At 61.8% G+C, this 16570-nt stretch carries 19 protein-coding genes; 16 read left to right on the forward strand and 3 right to left on the reverse strand.

Annotation, left to right across the window (positions count from 1 at the left end):
- Nucleotide 1: 1 nt before the first annotated feature.
- The 13 genes from QWE_RS05105 (at nt 2) to guaA (ending at nt 12023) form a co-directional block, all read left to right on the forward strand.
- On the forward strand, nt 2–883 hold the full coding sequence (locus QWE_RS05105) for an SDR family oxidoreductase (RefSeq protein WP_006725022.1): 882 nt from the start codon (nt 2–4) through the stop codon (nt 881–883).
- Nucleotides 884–1123: a hypothetical protein gene (locus QWE_RS25210; protein WP_157790672.1), complete on the forward strand. Its 240-nt coding sequence runs from the start codon at nt 884–886 to the stop codon at nt 1121–1123.
- Between the two features lie 129 nt (nt 1124–1252).
- Entirely contained in the window at nt 1253–1615 is a 363-nt protein-coding gene (locus QWE_RS05110) for a septal ring lytic transglycosylase RlpA family protein (protein ID WP_006725023.1), read from the forward strand.
- Between the two features lie 103 nt (nt 1616–1718).
- Nucleotides 1719–3011 (forward strand): RsmB/NOP family class I SAM-dependent RNA methyltransferase, encoded by a 1293-nt coding sequence (locus QWE_RS05115; RefSeq protein ID WP_006725024.1) that lies wholly within the window; start codon nt 1719–1721, stop codon nt 3009–3011.
- Nucleotides 3012–3136: 125 nt separating this feature from the next.
- On the forward strand, nt 3137–4417 hold the full coding sequence (locus QWE_RS05120; protein ID WP_006725025.1) for an imelysin family protein: 1281 nt from the start codon (nt 3137–3139) through the stop codon (nt 4415–4417).
- 46 nt (nt 4418–4463) lie between these two features.
- Nucleotides 4464–5990, forward strand: coding sequence for a di-heme oxidoreductase family protein (locus tag QWE_RS05125; RefSeq protein WP_006725026.1), 1527 nt, complete (start codon nt 4464–4466; stop codon nt 5988–5990).
- Nucleotides 5990–7096, forward strand: coding sequence for an imelysin family protein (locus tag QWE_RS05130; RefSeq protein ID WP_006725027.1), 1107 nt, complete (start codon nt 5990–5992; stop codon nt 7094–7096). Before QWE_RS05125 ends, QWE_RS05130 begins: the two co-directional genes overlap by 1 nt.
- 1 nt (nt 7097) lies before the next feature.
- Nucleotides 7098–8174 carry a DUF1513 domain-containing protein gene (locus tag QWE_RS05135; RefSeq protein WP_040299560.1) on the forward strand — a complete coding sequence of 359 codons (1077 nt, stop codon included), beginning with the start codon at nt 7098–7100 and terminating at the stop codon, nt 8172–8174.
- Nucleotides 8175–8213: 39 nt separating this feature from the next.
- Nucleotides 8214–8666, forward strand: a complete 453-nt coding sequence (locus QWE_RS05140) for a TspO/MBR family protein (RefSeq protein WP_040299616.1) — start codon at nt 8214–8216, stop codon at nt 8664–8666.
- A gap of 67 nt (nt 8667–8733) precedes the next feature.
- Nucleotides 8734–9183: a PaaI family thioesterase gene (locus QWE_RS05145; protein WP_006725030.1), complete on the forward strand. Its 450-nt coding sequence runs from the start codon at nt 8734–8736 to the stop codon at nt 9181–9183.
- On the forward strand, nt 9180–9818 hold the full coding sequence (locus QWE_RS05150; protein ID WP_006725031.1) for a 5'-methylthioadenosine/S-adenosylhomocysteine nucleosidase: 639 nt from the start codon (nt 9180–9182) through the stop codon (nt 9816–9818). The genes QWE_RS05145 and QWE_RS05150 overlap by 4 nt, the downstream gene beginning before the upstream one ends.
- A gap of 150 nt (nt 9819–9968) precedes the next feature.
- Complete coding sequence (locus tag QWE_RS05155; protein ID WP_157790673.1) at nt 9969–10352, forward strand: hypothetical protein; 384 nt, start codon at nt 9969–9971, stop codon at nt 10350–10352.
- A 108-nt stretch (nt 10353–10460) separates the two neighbouring features.
- Nucleotides 10461–12023: a glutamine-hydrolyzing GMP synthase gene (gene guaA, locus QWE_RS05160; RefSeq protein WP_006725033.1), complete on the forward strand. Its 1563-nt coding sequence runs from the start codon at nt 10461–10463 to the stop codon at nt 12021–12023.
- Nucleotides 12024–12093: 70 nt separating this feature from the next.
- Here guaA and QWE_RS05165 read toward each other — a convergent pair whose 3' ends face one another.
- Complete coding sequence (locus tag QWE_RS05165) at nt 12094–12654, reverse strand: methylated-DNA--[protein]-cysteine S-methyltransferase (RefSeq protein ID WP_006725034.1); 561 nt, start codon at nt 12652–12654, stop codon at nt 12094–12096.
- A gap of 156 nt (nt 12655–12810) precedes the next feature.
- On the opposite strand from QWE_RS05165, the gene QWE_RS05170 reads away from it, so the two are divergent.
- The 3 genes from QWE_RS05170 (at nt 12811) to QWE_RS05180 (ending at nt 14962) form a co-directional block, all read left to right on the forward strand.
- On the forward strand, nt 12811–13161 hold the full coding sequence (locus QWE_RS05170; protein WP_006725035.1) for an ArsC family reductase: 351 nt from the start codon (nt 12811–12813) through the stop codon (nt 13159–13161).
- A 4-nt stretch (nt 13162–13165) separates the two neighbouring features.
- On the forward strand, nt 13166–13639 hold the full coding sequence (gene ybaK, locus QWE_RS05175; protein WP_006725036.1) for a Cys-tRNA(Pro) deacylase: 474 nt from the start codon (nt 13166–13168) through the stop codon (nt 13637–13639).
- 72 nt (nt 13640–13711) lie between these two features.
- Complete coding sequence (locus QWE_RS05180) at nt 13712–14962, forward strand: aminopeptidase (protein WP_006725037.1); 1251 nt, start codon at nt 13712–13714, stop codon at nt 14960–14962.
- Nucleotides 14963–14972: 10 nt separating this feature from the next.
- On the opposite strand, the gene QWE_RS05185 is transcribed toward QWE_RS05180, so the two are convergent.
- On the reverse strand, nt 14973–16091 hold the full coding sequence (locus QWE_RS05185; RefSeq protein WP_006725038.1) for an endonuclease/exonuclease/phosphatase family protein: 1119 nt from the start codon (nt 16089–16091) through the stop codon (nt 14973–14975).
- A gap of 111 nt (nt 16092–16202) precedes the next feature.
- Complete coding sequence (locus tag QWE_RS05190) at nt 16203–16553, reverse strand: hypothetical protein (protein WP_157790674.1); 351 nt, start codon at nt 16551–16553, stop codon at nt 16203–16205.
- Nucleotides 16554–16570: the final 17 nt, after the last annotated feature.

Consider the following 16570-nt stretch of genomic DNA (forward strand, 5'->3'; position numbering starts at 1 on the left):
CATGCGCTTGATGATTTTCGGAGCCGGCTATTCGGGCAAGGCCATCGGTCAGTTGCTCGCCGATCAGGGCGCCTCGGTCGCCGGCACGACGCGCAGTGCCGAAAAAAGAAAGGCGCTCGAAGAGGCCGGCATCCGACATTTCGTCTTTGACGGCACGAGCCTCTCACCAGAACTCACCGCCGAGCTTTCCGAGACCACGCATCTCGTCCAGTCGATTGCGCCCGGCAGCGAGGGCGACCCACTGATCCGGCTCTGCGGCCAGGCTGGCATCAAGGCTGTCATGCCGAAGCTCGAATGGATCGCCTATCTTTCGACCGTCGGAGTCTATGGTGATCACCACGGCGCCTGGGTCAACGAGGAGACGGAATTGAAACCGGTTTCGGTGCGCTCGGTCGAACGCGTGGAGGCCGAGCAGGCCTGGCAGGTGGTCGCGGCCCGGGACAACCTGCCGCTCGCGATCCTGCGGCTCTCCGGCATCTATGGTCCTGGCCGCAACACGTTCATGAACCTCACCAACGGAACGGCCCGCCGCCTCGTGAAAAAGGACCAGGTGTTCAACCGCATCCGCGTCGAGGACATCGCCGCAGCCACGGCCTTTCTGGCCGCTCCGAAAACGGGCGGGATCTTCAACGTTACCGACGACATGCCCTCCCCGCCGCAGGACGTGGTGACCGAGGCGGCCAGGTTGATGGACATGGAAGCGCCGCCTGAGCAGGCCTTTGAGACGGCAGAGCTGACGCCGATGGCGCGCTCCTTTTATGGCGAAAACAAGCGCGTCTCGAATGCCAAGATCAAGCATCTGGGTTTCAACTTCCAGTACCCGAATTACATGATGTCACTGGCCGATCTACTTGCCTCCAGCACATGGAACCGGAGGGCCTGAATGGGCGTTTATCGGGTCAAACTTTGCGCCCGACAGCCTGAAACCGCCGGGATTTCCGGGCATCCGCCCCCTTCGCACCACATTTCGGGCAGCAAATATGGCGGACGAGCAAAATTTTTCTTCCACGATTCCGTGAACGGCACTTCAGGCATCGGCCTGAGTTTTTCATTCCAGAAAGACTCTTGGAATCAAACGATTTTTCCGCAGAATTCATATTTTGGTAAGATTAAGATTCTGTGATCGATTATCACGAATATTAATCGCTGTAACTTTTCGTGATTGAATCAAGGCACGTTTTTGCCATTTTTCACCCTGCTTAGGCGTCGGCACGCAACAAATTGCTCGTGTCAACGACTAGGGACGTACATCTTGATCATCAACCGCCGCTCTGCTTTCGCCGCTGCAACTATTGCTGCACTCTTTGCTTTCGCACCCCAGAGTGCAAATGCAAAGTCGTCCTGCGGTGGCGCCTCCTGGTACGCGCTGACATCGAAGACGGCTTCCGGCGAGCGCATGAACCCGACGAGACTGACGGCGGCCCACAAAACCCTGCCCTTCGGCACGAAGGTGAAGGTCACCAATGCACGAAGCGGCAAGAGCGTCGTCGTCCGTATCAACGATCGCGGCCCCTTCATCCGCGGCCGTGTGCTCGACCTTTCCAAGGCCGCGGCCCAGAACATCGGCATGATCCGCTCGGGCCATGCCAAGGTCTGCTACGAGATCATCAGCTAAGACATCCAAGTTCGGGAGCGGCGATTGGTCCGTCGGGTTTTAGGCGCTTGCTCTTGCCCCTGATCGCCGTTACCACGCTCTCTTCTTTCAGAGGAGAATGACCATGCGCCTGGGCGGCCGTCTTGCCGGTGCGATCGAAGTTTTGAGCGATATCGAAACCCGTCGCCGTCCCGTTGCCGATGCCCTCAAGGATTGGGGCCTTTCGCATCGTTTCGCCGGTTCCGGCGATCGGGCGGCCATCGGCAACATCGTTTATGATGCCCTGCGCATGAAGCTTTCCCATGCTTGGCTGATGGATGACGACAGCGCACACGCGCTCGGCTGGGCCGTTCTGTTGCGTCAGTGGGGCATGAGCCTCGAGACACTGCAGGCGGAACTCGAAGGCGATAATTTTGCGCCCGCGGCCCTCTCCGAAAGCCAGATCCATGCCTTTACCAGCCGCGATCATTCCGATGCTCCCCTCCATGTCCAGGGTGACATTCCCGACTGGGTGCAGCCCTCGTTCGAAGAAGCCTTCGGCGACGACTGGCTGGCCGAAGCGAAGGCGCTCGCCACCCGTCCGACTCTCGATTTGCGCGTCAACACGCTGAAGGCCAACCGGGACAAGGTGCTGAAGGCGCTCGATCGCTCCGGCGCCAAGGCCTCGCCGATCGCGCGTTTCGGTATGCGCGTTCCGGCTGGCGAAGGCCCCTCGCGCCTGCCGAACGTTACGGCAGAACTCAGCTTCCAGAAGGGCTGGTTCGAGGTTCAGGACGAGGGTTCACAGATCGTCGCCGATCTCGTGACACCGCGCGAAGGCGATCAGGTTCTCGATTTCTGCGCAGGCGGTGGCGGCAAGACGCTCGCCATGGCGGCGGCCATGAACAACAAGGGCCAGGTGCATGCCTATGACGCCGACCGCAAGCGGCTGGCGCCGATCATCGAGCGGCTGAAGCGTGCCGGTACCCATAACGTCCAGGTCCATGACAGCACCAAGGGGCTGGCGAGCCTGAAAGAGCGCTGCGACCAGGTGCTGGTCGACGCACCCTGCACCGGTACTGGCACCTGGCGGCGCCGCCCCGACACCAAGTGGCGCCTGACCGACCGGAACCTGCAGGAACGCATGACGCAGCAGCAGGAAGCCCTCACCGAGGCCTCGACCTTCGTCAAGCCGAATGGCTCCCTGCTCTATGTCACCTGTTCGGTGCTGCCGGAAGAAAATGACCGTCAGGTCCAGGCCTTCTGCGAGGCCAATCCGAGCTTCGAGATCGTCTCGGTCCTGGAAGACTGGACGCGCCTTTTCGGCGGCTCGGCTCCAAAGCCGCGGTCAACGGATGGCAAGACAGTGACGCTCAGCCCCGCCAGCATGGACACAGACGGCTTCTTTTTCTGCCGGATGCGCCGTCGCCCGACGTGATTTGACCATCGTCAATTCCAGCGAGCGCTTCGTATACTCGACTGTTTGACACCAGTTTCTTTTTGCGCGAAGACATGGCCGTCCGATTGTATCGAGGCGCCCAGTCGGCGCCGAAGGGAGACACCATGATCCGGAAATCCGTCATCGGCGCGTCTGTCGCGCTGCTCGTCACAACGGCTGCGATCTTTACCGGCCCTGCGATCGCAGCACCTGCGCCAAAGGACGTGCTGACGCACTATGCAGAGCTTGCCCATGCGAAGTTCGATGACGCGCTCTCGACCGCCAAGGCGCTCGATGCGGCCATTGATGCGCTGATCGCAAAGCCAAGCGAAGAGACGCTGAAGGCTGCCCGCGAAGCCTGGATCGCCGCCCGCGTCCCCTATCAGCAGACAGAAGTCTATCGCTTCGGCAACCCGATCGTCGATGATTGGGAAGGCAAGGTGAATGCCTGGCCGCTGGACGAAGGCCTGATCGACTATGTCGATGCTGCTTACGGCACCGAAAGCGACGGCAATTCGCTCTATGTGGCCAATGTGATTGCCAATCCGAAGATCAAGATCAACGGCGAAGAGGTCGACGCCTCCGAGATCACGCCGGAATTCCTCGCCGAAACCCTGCATGAAGCCGGCGAAGTCGAAGCCAATGTCGCGACCGGCTATCATGCCATCGAATTCCTGCTTTGGGGCCAGGATCTGAACGGCACGGGGCCCGGCGCCGGCAACCGGCCCTATACCGACTATGACACCGCCAATTGCACCAATGGCAATTGCGACCGTCGCGCCGCCTATCTGAAGGCTGCCTCGACGCTGCTGGTGCAGGACCTCGAAGAGATGGTCGTGGCCTGGGCGCCTGAAGGCGAAGCGACGAAGGCCGTCCTCGCCGACGAGCAGAAGGGCATTTCCGCGATCCTGACCGGCATGGGTTCGCTGTCCTATGGCGAACTTGCCGGCGAGCGCATGAAGCTCGGCGTGCTCTTGCATGATCCGGAAGAGGAGCATGATTGCTTCTCCGACAATACGCATGCCTCGCACCTCAACGATGCCATCGGCATCGCGTCTGCCTATACCGGCGAATACACGCGCGTCGACGGCACGAAGATGACTGGCCCATCGCTGTCGGAACTGGTTGCCGCCAAGGATCAGGCGCTGGATACGGAAATGAAGGGCAAGCTCGACACGACACTTGCCGCCATGAACACGATGGCCGAGCGCGCCAAGACTACGGAAGCCTATGACCAGATGATCGGCGAAGGCAATGCCGAGGGCAATGCCACCGTGCAGGCCGCCATCGACGGCCTTGTTGATCAGACCCAGACCATCCAGCGCGTCATTGCGTCGCTGGACCTCGGCACGATCGAGCTTGAAGGTTCCGACAGCCTTGATAGTCCTGAGGCCGTCTTCCAGTAAGCAGCAAAGGCGGGTCGTCCGGATCACGGACGACCCGATCCGTCCCATGACAAGAATCCGGGCCATTTCAGCCGGTCTCGGCGCATTCCTGATCACTAGCCTGGCCGCGTCCGTCCTCCTAGCCGGAGAAGCGGCAGAACGGTCGGATCTCACTCCCAAGGACAAGGCGCGGGTTGCCAGCGTCACGCGACCGACCGAGGATTTCAGCAAGGCCGAAGGCTTTGAGCTGATGCAGGGTGGTGCCGGCACATCTCCGCGCGGCGTGAGTGCGGATTCGTTTTCCGATTTCTCCGCCAATATAACCTTTGCCGAAGAAGAAGAGTTCAAGCTCGGCAATGCGCTCTTCCGCAAGCTCTGGGTCTCCTCCCCCTCTTCCACCCAGGCCTCCGATGGATTGGGCCCTCTGTTCAACGCACGGGCCTGCCAGAGCTGTCACCTGAAGGATGGTCGCGGCCATCCGCCGGAGGGTGATCGCGATCATACCTCGATGTTCTTCCGGCTGGCGCGCCCTGCCGCCACGACGGAAGAACAGGCGAAGCTCGATCGGCTGGACGCCGCCTCGCTGCCCGACCCTGTCTATGGCGGCCAGCTGCAGGATCAGGCGATCCCGGGTATGGCTGCTGAAGGCCGCATGGCCATCACCTATGTCGAGCAAACCGTGAACCTGTCCGGCGGCGAGACGGTGACGCTGCGCCGCCCCAGCTATTCCGTCAGCGACCTCAACTACGGCCCGCTCGATCCGACCACGACACTCTCCCCGCGCATTGCCAATCCGATGATCGGGCTCGGCCTGATCGAAGCGATCCCTGAGGAAGACATCCGGGCACTCGCCGATCCCGATGACCTGGATGGAGACGGCATTTCCGGCAAGGCGCAACGAGCCCGCGACCACCGGACCGGCGAGATCAAGCTTGGCCGTTTCGGCTGGAAGGCACAGAACGCCTCGGTGCGCGACCAGAGTTCCAGCGCATTCGCCGGCGACATCGGTATTTCAACGCCTGACGATATCAGGCATTTCGGCGATTGCACCGAGAAGCAGACCGCCTGCTTCGAGGCAGCCACCGGCGTCCAACCCAGACTGGGCGATACTGAAGCCCCCGATCCGGTCCTCGAACTCGTGACCTTCTATGCGAAGAACCTCGCCGTTCCGAAGCGGCGTGACGTGGACGATGCCCAAGTGCTGCGCGGCAAGGAGATCTTCTACGCCAGCGACTGCATCGCCTGCCATCGGCCGAAATTCGTCACCAGCCGCAAGGCTGAGAACAAGGCACAGGCCTTTCAGCTGATCTGGCCCTATTCCGATTTCCTGCTGCACGACATGGGCGAAGGACTTGCCGACGGTCAGGCCGTAGGCGATGCCACCGGGCGGGAGTGGCGCACGCCACCGCTCTGGGGTATCGGTCTGACGCAGGTGGTCAGTGGCCACAGCTTCTTCCTGCATGACGGGCGGGCGCGAAACCTGACCGAGGCCATTCTCTGGCACGGCGGGGAGGCAGAAGCGGCCCGCAAAGCCTTTGCCGCCGCCAATCCCGAGGACCGCAAGGCCCTGATCACGTTTCTGGAGTCTCTCTGATGCGATTTCTCACACACCTTGCGCTTCTCTCCGCGGTTCTCCTGCCCTTGCCCGTCCTGGCGCAGGAAACGGCTCCGACCGTCGGCACTCTTGACGTCGTCAAGGTACCGAGCGTGATGGCGCGCGCGGTCGACGACTTCATCCGGCCCGGTTATCGGCGCTTCACCGAACAGGCCACTGCCATGCAGGGAGCAATGCAGACGCTGTGCGGCGCTCCGTCAGCAGAGACACTCGACGGCGCACACAACGCCTTCGGCAATCTCGTCGAGGCCTGGTCGCGCATAGAGATCGTCCGCGTCGGCCCTGTTCTCGACGACAACCGCTTCGAGCGCATCCTGTTTTTTCCCGATCGAAAAGGCACCGGGCTGAAGCAAGTTCAAGCAGCGCTCGCCAAACCCGATACGACCGTGACCTCGGTCGAGACGCTGAAGGGCAAGAGCGTCGCCATGCAGGGGCTTGGCGCGCTCGAATTCGTGCTGTTCGGCACCGACTCGGAGACGCTCGCGACGAACGAAGGCAGCTACCGCTGCCAGTATGGCACCGCGATCGCGGCCAATCTCGAACGGCTGGGCTCTGAACTGACAGCTGCTTGGGATGCGCCTGACGGTGTGGCCGCTGCCTGGAAGACGCCCGGCCCCAACAATCCGCTCTACCGCGACGAAGCAGAAGCCGCCAAGGAACTGCTCGGCGTGCTCGTGCATGCCGCCGACACGATCCGCGACCAGCGCATCGAACAATTCTACAAGGGCGACCCGAAGAAGGCCCTGCCGCGTCAGGCGATCTACTGGCGCTCCGGCAATACCTTCCGCTCGATCACCGCCAATATCGAGGGTCTGCGTGACCTGCTCGACACCTCGGGCATGGTGGAGCTTCTGGCCGAGGGCAATCGCTCGGTCGTCTCCTCTACGGATTTCGTCGCGCGCTCCCTTTCGCGCGTGTCGGCGGACATCAAGCCGGATGTCGCCGCCGTCTTCGAGGATCCGGCGCAGATCGCCAAGCTCGACTTCCTGCTGCTCAACAGCCGCGACCTGATCCTCAGGCTCAACAACGATCTCGGTGGCGGCATCGGCCTTGCCGCCGGCTTTTCGTTTTCCGACGGCGACTGAGATGATCGCAACGCCGCTCATCGATCGCCGTGTCTTTCTGCGTTCCGCAGGCCTCGCTTTCGTCGCAGGGCTTGCCCCCCGTTCGGCCTTTGCGGTTGAGCGTACGGATGCGGTCTATGCCAGCGGGTTGAAACGTCCAGATGGTACCTTCGCAATCGGCCTCGTCAGTGAACAAGGGACGCTGATCGATGAGATCGCGCTGCCGGGCCGTATCCACGGGCTCTGTCACAGCGCTGCAAACGGGCTTTCGGTCGCCTTCGCCCGCCGGCCCGGCACCTTTGCCGTGGTCTTCGACGCCAAGAGGCGTGTGGAGCCGCGCATCGTGACAGCGGCCGAAGGTCGCCATTACTTTGGTCACGGCGCCTTCTCGCCCGATGGCCGGCTCTTTTATGCGAGCGAAAACGACTTCGACACCAATGCCGGCGTCATCGGCATCTATGACTGCAGGCCCGGCTTCGAGCGCGTGGGCGAGGTTCCGGCCCATGGTATCGGCACGCATGACATCACCGTCACGGCAGATGGTCTCCTGGTCATCGCCAATGGCGGGATCGAGACCCATCCGGATTTCGGCCGGACCAAGCTCAACCTCGACCATATGGAGCCTTCGCTGGTTCTGGCCGATGCCAAGACAGGCGCGCTGATCGAGAAACATGTGCTGCCGCCGGATCTCAAGCAGCTTTCCACGCGTCACCTCGATGTAGCACTAGATGGTCGGATCTGGTTCGCCTGCCAATATGAGGGGCCGCGCACCGATCGGCCGCCGCTGGTCGGGCATTTTACCGAGGGGGCGCCGATTTCCTTCGTCGAACTGCCCGACAATACGACCGACCGGCTCGGCAATTATGTCGGTGCCATCGCGGTCAACCGTACGCAGGGGCTCGTCGGCATCGCGTCACCGAAGAACGGGCTCTGGGCCATTCTGGACGGCAGGGATGGCCGGCTGATTTCCGAAACGGCCCTTGCCGATGCGGCAGGCATTGCCCCCTCGCCGTCCAGCTTTGCCGTCTCCTCCTATCGCGGCGACTTTCTCGACCGAAAGAACCCAGTCGCCTGGGACCAGCATATCATCCGGCTTTAAAGACTGGCCGAAGTGCAAGGATTGCCCTAGATGCCTGGCATGTCCAAGATCCTGAGCTACATCCTCTTTATCGGTCTCGTCGTTGGCGCGGGGCTTCTCGCCGGCCTCACCAATGCGCCTGGCGACTGGTACCAGTCGCTCGAAAAGCCGTTCTTCAACCCGCCCGCCTGGCTCTTCGGCCCGGTCTGGACGACGCTTTACGTGCTGATCGGCGTGGCGGGTGCGCGGATCTGGCAGCGCGCGCCGAAATCGGCGGCCATGCAGCTCTGGTTCGCCCAGATGGCCTTCAACCTGATGTGGTCGCCCGCCTTCTTCGGTCTGCAGAACCCGGAACTGGGACTTCTCGTCATCGTGGGCATGCTGGTGACGATCATCGCCTTCATGATCAAGGCGAGGCCCATCGACCGGATCTCGACCCTGCTCTTCGTGCCCTACCTCGCCTGGGTCACCTTCGCCGGCATTCTCAATCTCAGCCTCGCCTGGCTGAACTGAATTTGCCGGTCGCCGGGTTGCCTGCCCGGAACGACCGTGCCAATTTCGCCGCCGAAGGGGACAAGGCATGGTGGACTACGATCAGGAGGCCGTGGAAACACGGATTCGGCAGAGTTTCGCGCGGCAGGGAGCCATGGAAACGCTTGGGGCTTCGCTGTCGAGCGTTAGCCCCGGCGTCGTTGAGATTGAACTCAACTATGACCGCAAGCTGACCCAGCAGCATGGTTTCCTGCATGCCGGCGTGATCTCAGCCGCCCTCGATACCGCCTGCAGCTATGCGGCCTATACGGTGACCACGCCCGAAGTCTCACTGCTCACCATCGAATTCAAGGTCAATCTGATGTCTCCGGGACGCGGCGAGCGCTTTCTGTTTCGCGGCGAAATCACCAAGCCCGGCTCCAACATCATCGTTGCAGACGGACGCGGCTATGCTCTGACAGACGGTCCGGCCAAGCTGATCGCCTCGATGACCAGCACGATGATGGTGATCCGCGGTCGCGAGGGCATTTCCGGATGACCTATGAGATGAAGCCGATCGCTGGCAAAAGCGTGCTCTTCGTCATGGCGGCGGATGCCGAATATGGCGTCTTCCTGCGCACCCGCATCTCGCCGCTAATGACCGGCGTCGGTCCGGTCGAAGCCGCCGTGGCGCTGACCAGGGAATTGGCTCGCCTGTCGAGCCACGACGACCTGCCGGATCTCGTTGTTTCGCTCGGCTCGGCCGGATCGGCCACGCTCGAACAGGCGGAAATCTACCAGGTCTCGGCCGTGTCCTACCGCGACATGGATGCCTCTGCCTTCGGTTTCGAGAAGGGCAAGACGCCATTTCTCGACCTGCCGGTTTCCGTCGAACTGCCGTTGCGCATTCCGGGCATTCCAACGGCGACGCTGTCGACCGGGGCGAATGTCGTCTCAGGCATAGCCTACCAATCAATCGATGCGCAGATGGTCGACATGGAGACCTTCGCCATCTTGCGCGCCTGCCAGAGCTTCAACATTCCACTGATCGGGTTACGCGGCATTTCGGATGGCCGCGACGACGTCAACCACATCGATGACTGGACGCAGTATCTGCATGTCATCGACAAGAAGCTGGCGCTGGCGGTCGACAGCCTGCAGACAGCGCTTGAAGACGGCGTCTTCTGGTTTTAAGCCGCACCGCTATACGTTCAGTTCTTTCAGCACTTTCTGGGACAGCCTTTAATGCGGACATTTGTCGCCTCACTGACCAGCATTGCACTCCTGGTATTTGGCGGATGCGCATCGAGGGCTGACAATAGACTGCCGCCCGAGATCCAAGAAATGCTGAAACAGCATGAGAGGTCTCGCGCACAAGACACTCAACGGCTGCCAAGCTCCGGAGAACGCGAAGTTATCGGCCCCGATGGAAAGACCTACTTCGTCAGTCAGACGGCCATGCAAAGCGGCGTTGCGGAGTATGGGCCGAATCTGACAATCGTCATCAACAAGCCGGACGACGCGTCCGAACTGTCGATGGAGGCTAAGGTGGCGTTTATCGACAAGCTCCTTACAGAGGCATGTGCGGAGGTTCAGGGGCGTCCGACAACCGAAAACATCATCACGGACGTCAGTCATAAATCGGGTGTCGACGTCCAGAGATATGAATGGCAAGGCAAACAACGGGTTTCGTGGAAGAAGCTCGTCTATTGCCGGCCAACACGGTGATCAGCCCGCCGGAGCAACCTCCCCTCTGCTGAGAGGCTGCACAAAAATTCGAGATTCTCTGGGCGATCTGCCATTGAAACAGGGCGCCTTTTTCTTTAAAGGCTCGCCATGACCCAGACAGCACATCCCGACAGTGTTCTCATCGTCGATTTCGGCAGCCAGGTAACGCAGCTGATCGCACGCCGCGTTCGTGAATCCGGCGTCTATTGCGAAATCGTCCCCTTCCAGTCCGCCGAAGAAGGATTCAACCGCCTGAAGCCCAAGGCGATCATCCTGTCGGGAAGCCCCGCTTCCACGCTCGATGAGGGAAGCCCGCGCGCGCCGCAGGTGCTGTTTGACAGCGGTCTTCCGATTTTCGGCATCTGCTATGGCCAGCAGACCATGTGCGCCCAGCTCGGCGGCAAGGTCGAAGGCGGCCATCACCGCGAATTCGGTCGCGCCTTCCTCGAGGTCGAACAAGACTGCGACCTCTTCAACGGTCTCTGGTCGGTCGGCTCCCGCCACCAGGTCTGGATGTCACATGGCGACCGCGTCACCGCGATCCCGCCGGGCTTCAAGGTGCTCGCCACCTCGTCCAACGCGCCCTTTGCCTTTATCGCCGACGAGGCGCGCAAGTATTACGCCGTGCAGTTCCATCCTGAGGTCGTGCATACGCCCGATGGCGCGAAGCTCATCCAGAACTTCGTGCAGAACATTGCCGGCATCAAGGGCGACTGGACCATGCATGCCTATCGCCAGAAGGCGGTGGAGCAGATCCGGGCCCAGGTCGGCGACAAGCGCGTCATCTGCGCGCTCTCGGGCGGCGTCGACTCGTCGGTTGCAGCACTGCTGATCCACGAGGCCGTCGGCGATCAGCTGACCTGCATCCTCGTCGACCACGGGTTGATGCGCAAGAACGAGGCAGCTGACGTCGTTGCCATGTTCAAGGAACACTACAACCTGCACCTCATCCATGTCGACGCCGTCGACAAGTTCGTCGGCGAGCTGGAAGGTGTTTCCGACCCGGAAACCAAGCGCAAGATCATCGGTCGCCTGTTCATCGAGACCTTCGAGGAAGAAGCCAAGAAGCTCGGCGGCGCAGATTTCCTGGGGCAAGGCACGCTCTATCCCGACGTCATCGAAAGCGTCTCGTTTACCGGCGGTCCGTCGGTAACGATCAAGAGCCACCACAATGTCGGCGGCCTGCCCGAGCGCATGAAGATGCAGCTCGTCGAGCCCTTGCGCGAACTCTTCAAGGACGAAGTGCGCGTGCTCGGCAAGGAGCTCGGCCTCCCCGATAGCTTCATCGGCCGCCACCCCTTCCCGGGTCCGGGCCTTGCCATCCGCTGCCCCGGCGGCGTGACGCGCGAAAAGCTCGACATCCTGCGCGAAGCCGATGCCATCTATCTCGACGAGATCCGCAAGGCCGGCCTCTATGACGCGATCTGGCAGGCCTTTGCCGTGCTCCTCCCGGTCCAGACCGTCGGCGTCATGGGCGACGGCCGCACTTACGAGTTCGTCTGCGCGCTCCGCGCCGTGACCTCGGTTGACGGCATGACCGCCGACTTCTACCACTACGACATGGAATTCCTCGGACGGGCTGCCACCCGCATCATCAACGAGGTGCGCGGCATCAATCGCGTCGTCTACGACGTGACGTCGAAGCCGCCTGGCACGATCGAGTGGGAATAAGGCGATTGCCTCAAAACTCATTGAAGACTGGAACGGAGGGTCAACGCCCTCCGTTTTTTTGTGCCGCCTTTCAGAAGCCGAAAGACTGCTGAGCGGGTGACGCTTCGACCGAAGGCAGTCCTTCAAGCTCCAGCATGCGCTGTTTGGACAGCGTGCCGCCCGGCGCGGAAAAGCCCCCGAGCTTGCCGCCGGCGGCGAGCACACGGTGGCAGGGGATGATCAGCGGGATGGGGTTCTTCGCCATGGCCTGGCCGATGGTCCAGGCACCGGCCGGCCCGAGCTCCAGTTCGCCGGCAAGCCTGCCATAGGTCGTGGCCTTGCCCCAGCCCAGGCGGCGCGTGGCATCGTAAATCCGCCGATAGAGATCCGTCTGGCCCGACAGGTCGAGAAGCAGGTCGGAGAAGTCGACGACGTCTCCGACGAAATACGTCTTCACGCGCTCGATCACGCGTCCAATCTCGCCCATTGGCTCCGCCTCGACACCCGTCGGGTGACGCCGGAGCATGGCGCGTCGAGGGTCCTCCGCGCTTTCTGCCGGCAGACAGAAACCGGAAATTCCGAACTCGCCCCAGGCTATCGAGCAGAAGCCCCTGGCGGTTTCGAAGGTGGTGTAACGAGGCACGGTCGACATGGCACGCGTCCTGTTGGATGCCTTACTGAAAGTATGCTCAGGATGGCGGCCGGAGAGAGAAGGATCAACCCGTTTCCTGCGGTTTCGCCAATCAGCCTGCGGCTTGCCATGGGCGCTTGCCTGTTGCTATCCGTCGATCATAACAGGAGACATGGCATGCCCACCACCATCTACGGCATCAAGAACTGCGACACGATGAAGAAGGCGCGCACCTGGCTCGAGACCCAAGGCGTGGCGCATGACTTCCATGACTACAAGGCCAAGGGCATCGACGCCGCAACCCTCGACGGCTGGATCGGCAAGGTCGGCTGGGAGGTGCTGTTCAACAAGGCCGGCACGACCTTCAAGAAGCTCGATGACGCACAGAAAAAGGACCTCGATGCTGCAAAGGCCAAGGCGCTGATGCTGGAGCAGCCGTCGATGATCAAGCGGCCGGTGCTCGATGTGGGCGGCGCGCTCGTGGTTGGCTTCAAGCCGGAGGTCTATCAGCAGACCTTCAAGAGCTGACACCATGGCGAAGACCACCCGCGCCACGCAGTTTCTCGACAAGGCCGGGGTGGCCTATACCACCGCGACCTATGACTACGACCCGCACGCCGAGCGCATCGGGCTGCAGGCGGCAGAGGCGATCGGCGAGCATCCCTCGCGGGTGTTGAAGACGCTGATGGCGGAACTCGACGGCAAGCCGGTCTGTGTCGTCGTTCCCTCCGACAAGGAAGTGTCGATGAAGAAGCTGGCCAGCGCCTTCGGGGGCAAATCGGCTGCGATGATGAAGCCCGCCAGTGCCGAAAAGCTCACCGTTTTCGTCGTCGGCGGGATCAGCCCCTTCGGGCAGAAGAAGCAAGTGCCGACGGCAATCGAGATATCAGCCATGGACGAGGCGCTGGTCTACATGAATGGCGGGCAGCGCGGCCTGCAGGTGCGGCTTTCACCGCAGGATGCGCTCAGGGCGCTCGGCGCGATCGCGGCGCCGCTGGTGGCCTGACCTTTGCCCATGGTCTGGACTTCGCCATCTTTCCCCTTAAGTCTGGCGTGACAATCAAAACAGGAATGCCCGATGACCCTCCCCGATTTCTCCCCCTCCATTGATCCTGTAAAGCTCGACAAACTCGCCGAGGTGGCGATCAAGGTCGGGCTGCAGCTGCAGAAGGGTCAGGACCTGGTGCTGACCGCGCCGCTCGTCGCCGTGCCGCTGGTGCGGCTGATCACGGCGCATGCCTATAAGGCGGGCGCCTCGACGGTTACGACCTTCTACTCGGACGAGGAGACGACGCTCGCCCGTTATCGTCACGGTCATGACGAAAGCTTCGACCGGGCGCCGAACTGGCTCTTTGACGGCATGGCCAAGGCTTACGAGAACGGCGCCGCGCGCCTTGCGATCGCTGGCGACAATCCGTTGCTGCTGTCGCAGGAAGACCCGACCAAGGTGGGGCGCGCCAACAAGGCGACCTCGATCGCCTACAAGCCGGCGCTGGAGCATATCTCCAATTTCGACATCAACTGGAACATCTGCTCCTATCCGAACCCATCCTGGGCGAAGCTCGTTTTCCCTGACATGCCGATCGAAGAGGCCGTGCGCAAGCTGGCGGATGCCATCTTTGCCGCGTCGCGCGTCGATCGCGATGATCCAATCGCGGCCTGGGCCGAGCACAATGCGGAACTGAGGAAGCGGTCGACCTGGTTGAACGGCGAGCGCTTTGCTGCCCTCCACTTCACCGGTCCGGGCACCGACCTAAAGGTCGGCCTCGCAGACGGCCACGAATGGCATGGCGGCGCTTCGACGGCGAAGAATGGCGTCACCTGCAATCCCAACATCCCGACGGAGGAAGTCTTCACCACGCCACATGCGCTGAAAGTGGAGGGCCATGTCTCCTCGACCAAGCCGCTTTCCCACCAGGGCACGCTGATCGACGACATCCAGGTGCGCTTCGAAGGCGGACGCATCGTCGAGGCCAAGGCATCGAAGGGCGAGGCCGTGCTCAACAAGGTGCTCGACACCGACGAAGGCGCGCGGCGTCTCGGCGAAGTGGCACTCGTGCCGCATTCCTCGCCGATCTCGGCCTCCGGCGTGCTGTTCTACAACACGCTGTTTGACGAGAATGCTTCCTGCCATATCGCGCTTGGCCAGTGCTATTCGAAGTGCTTCTTGGATGGCGCCTCGCTCAGCCAGGATCAGATCAAGGCGCAGGGCGGCAATTCCTCGCTGATCCACATCGACTGGATGATCGGCTCGGACAAGGTCGACATCGACGGCATCCGCGCAGATGGATCGAAGATACCCGTCATGCGCAAGGGTGAGTGGGCTTGAGTCCTTTGCCTCAGATGTCGAGATCGACCCAGAGTGCCGCGTGATCGGAGGCCGCATCCTGCGGCCTCTTCAGCTCCTCATAGGTGTCCCAGCGCTTCGGCCTCGATCCCGGCCACATGCCGGTGCGGATCACTCCGCCCTTTTCCACCTTGTCGATGAGGTTCGGCGAGAGCAGCAGATAGTCGATCTTGTTGCCCGGATTGCAGAGGCCATAGGTGCCCTTGTAGCCACCATCGTCGAAAGCCGGATGAGTGAAGGCATCGGTCATGCCGCCATGCTTGAGGAGCGGACTCAAGGGATCGCTGTCAGGCGTATCGTTGAGGTCGCCGATGACGGCGATATGATCCCAGCCCTCGGCGAGCCGCTCTTTGACGATTTCGGCAACGCGCGTCGCCTGGGCCTTGCGGCGCCGGTCGGACTCGGCCTTGCCGCCAAAACCCTTGCTCTTGAAGTGGTTGACCATCACCAGCAGCCTGTTGCCGGCCGGGGTCGTTAGTTCGAATTCCGGGCAGTCGCGGGAAAAGGTGATGCGGTCGCTGCCATCGGATAGCCGGTCGTCGACATGGCTGCGCATCCGGCCGATCGGGAATTGAGGGCAGGACATCAGACCGACATCGATGCCGCGCTCGTCATTGCCGTCGATCAGCATCACGTGGCGAAACGGCGTGCCTCCGACAGAGGCGAGAATCTCGTCGCTGAAGGCCTTAAGCACGGGGCGGCTTTCCGCTTCGACCACGCCCAGCACGTCCGCCTTCAGGTCGCGGATCACACGCGCGGTGTTGAGCATGGCGTGTTCGTTGATCGGTTCGTCGCGCAGTTCGAGCGAGCCGACCCAATCGGCGCGACCAGACGCTGTGATCTCGACGCCGCCCGTGCTCGGCCGTTTCAGCAGGCCGCCGCGATTCCGGCGCAAAATGACAAAGGGTCCAGTGTCGCTCTTTTCCATTCCGAGCTCGACAATCAGATCCGCCATCTTCCTGCGGTCAGCCGGCGTGTAGGTGACCTCGCCGAGCAAGGCGTTCAAAGCGGCGAATTTCTCGAGAACGGGGCGGCCGTCCTCCCAGGTCTCCAGGTTCATCGCCTTGGCGCGATCAAACAGGTTCTCGACGTTATAGACTGCAAGGCGCATAACTCCCTCCCAGGCTCTCGATCTGGGACGGAGTCATATCAGACATTTGTGATGCGCGCATGTCGCGAGATCTCGGAGATTTCCCGCGAGAGACGCGCCGTCAAATGCCACTCAGCGATAATAGACGATCTTGCCGCCATTGAAGGCGGTCTCGACCCACAAGACGTTATGCACGGCAATGCCGCGGACCTGGAGCGCTGCAGTCAGGCTCGGGTCTTCCGTCACGGCTGCCTGGGCGAGCCGCAGGCTGTTGCCGGTGGGGTAGGTGACCTGCATCGGATAGGTATGACGGTCGACACCGCCGCGATCGACGCGGATCGCGGTGACATTGCCGTTATACTGCTTGCCGAAGAGGATTTCGCGAGGGGTCCAGCCGCCTGCCTCGACATAGGTCGCGGCGCTGGCCGGAAAGGCGGCGAAGGTTGCCGCAGAAAGGGCTGCGGCGACGACGAATTTCTTCATGGTGATCATTCTCCTTT

It is taken from the genome of Agrobacterium albertimagni AOL15 (assembly GCF_000300855.1).
Taxonomy (GTDB): Bacteria; Pseudomonadota; Alphaproteobacteria; order Rhizobiales; family Rhizobiaceae; genus Allorhizobium; species Allorhizobium albertimagni.

Excerpts from the sequence above, each read along its gene's own strand:
- QWE_RS05120 (WP_006725025.1), top strand. The coding sequence starts at position 3,137 with ATGATCCGGAAATCCGTCATCGGCGCGTCTGTCGCGCTGCTCGTCACA.
- QWE_RS05190 (WP_157790674.1), bottom strand. The coding sequence starts at position 16,553 with ATGAAGAAATTCGTCGTCGCCGCAGCCCTTTCTGCGGCAACCTTCGCC.
- QWE_RS05130 (WP_006725027.1), top strand. The coding sequence starts at position 5,990 with ATGCGATTTCTCACACACCTTGCGCTTCTCTCCGCGGTTCTCCTGCCC.
- QWE_RS05180 (WP_006725037.1), top strand. The coding sequence starts at position 13,712 with ATGACCCTCCCCGATTTCTCCCCCTCCATTGATCCTGTAAAGCTCGAC.
- QWE_RS05165 (WP_006725034.1), bottom strand. The coding sequence starts at position 12,654 with ATGTCGACCGTGCCTCGTTACACCACCTTCGAAACCGCCAGGGGCTTC.
- QWE_RS25210 (WP_157790672.1), top strand. The coding sequence starts at position 884 with ATGGGCGTTTATCGGGTCAAACTTTGCGCCCGACAGCCTGAAACCGCC.
- QWE_RS05135 (WP_040299560.1), top strand. The coding sequence starts at position 7,098 with ATGATCGCAACGCCGCTCATCGATCGCCGTGTCTTTCTGCGTTCCGCA.
- QWE_RS05170 (WP_006725035.1), top strand. The coding sequence starts at position 12,811 with ATGCCCACCACCATCTACGGCATCAAGAACTGCGACACGATGAAGAAG.
- guaA (WP_006725033.1), top strand. The coding sequence starts at position 10,461 with ATGACCCAGACAGCACATCCCGACAGTGTTCTCATCGTCGATTTCGGC.
- QWE_RS05145 (WP_006725030.1), top strand. The coding sequence starts at position 8,734 with ATGGTGGACTACGATCAGGAGGCCGTGGAAACACGGATTCGGCAGAGT.
- QWE_RS05185 (WP_006725038.1), bottom strand. The coding sequence starts at position 16,091 with ATGCGCCTTGCAGTCTATAACGTCGAGAACCTGTTTGATCGCGCCAAG.
- QWE_RS05140 (WP_040299616.1), top strand. The coding sequence starts at position 8,214 with ATGTCCAAGATCCTGAGCTACATCCTCTTTATCGGTCTCGTCGTTGGC.
- QWE_RS05125 (WP_006725026.1), top strand. The coding sequence starts at position 4,464 with ATGACAAGAATCCGGGCCATTTCAGCCGGTCTCGGCGCATTCCTGATC.
- QWE_RS05105 (WP_006725022.1), top strand. The coding sequence starts at position 2 with ATGCGCTTGATGATTTTCGGAGCCGGCTATTCGGGCAAGGCCATCGGT.
- QWE_RS05150 (WP_006725031.1), top strand. The coding sequence starts at position 9,180 with ATGACCTATGAGATGAAGCCGATCGCTGGCAAAAGCGTGCTCTTCGTC.
- QWE_RS05155 (WP_157790673.1), top strand. The coding sequence starts at position 9,969 with ATGCTGAAACAGCATGAGAGGTCTCGCGCACAAGACACTCAACGGCTG.
- ybaK (WP_006725036.1), top strand. The coding sequence starts at position 13,166 with ATGGCGAAGACCACCCGCGCCACGCAGTTTCTCGACAAGGCCGGGGTG.
- QWE_RS05115 (WP_006725024.1), top strand. The coding sequence starts at position 1,719 with ATGCGCCTGGGCGGCCGTCTTGCCGGTGCGATCGAAGTTTTGAGCGAT.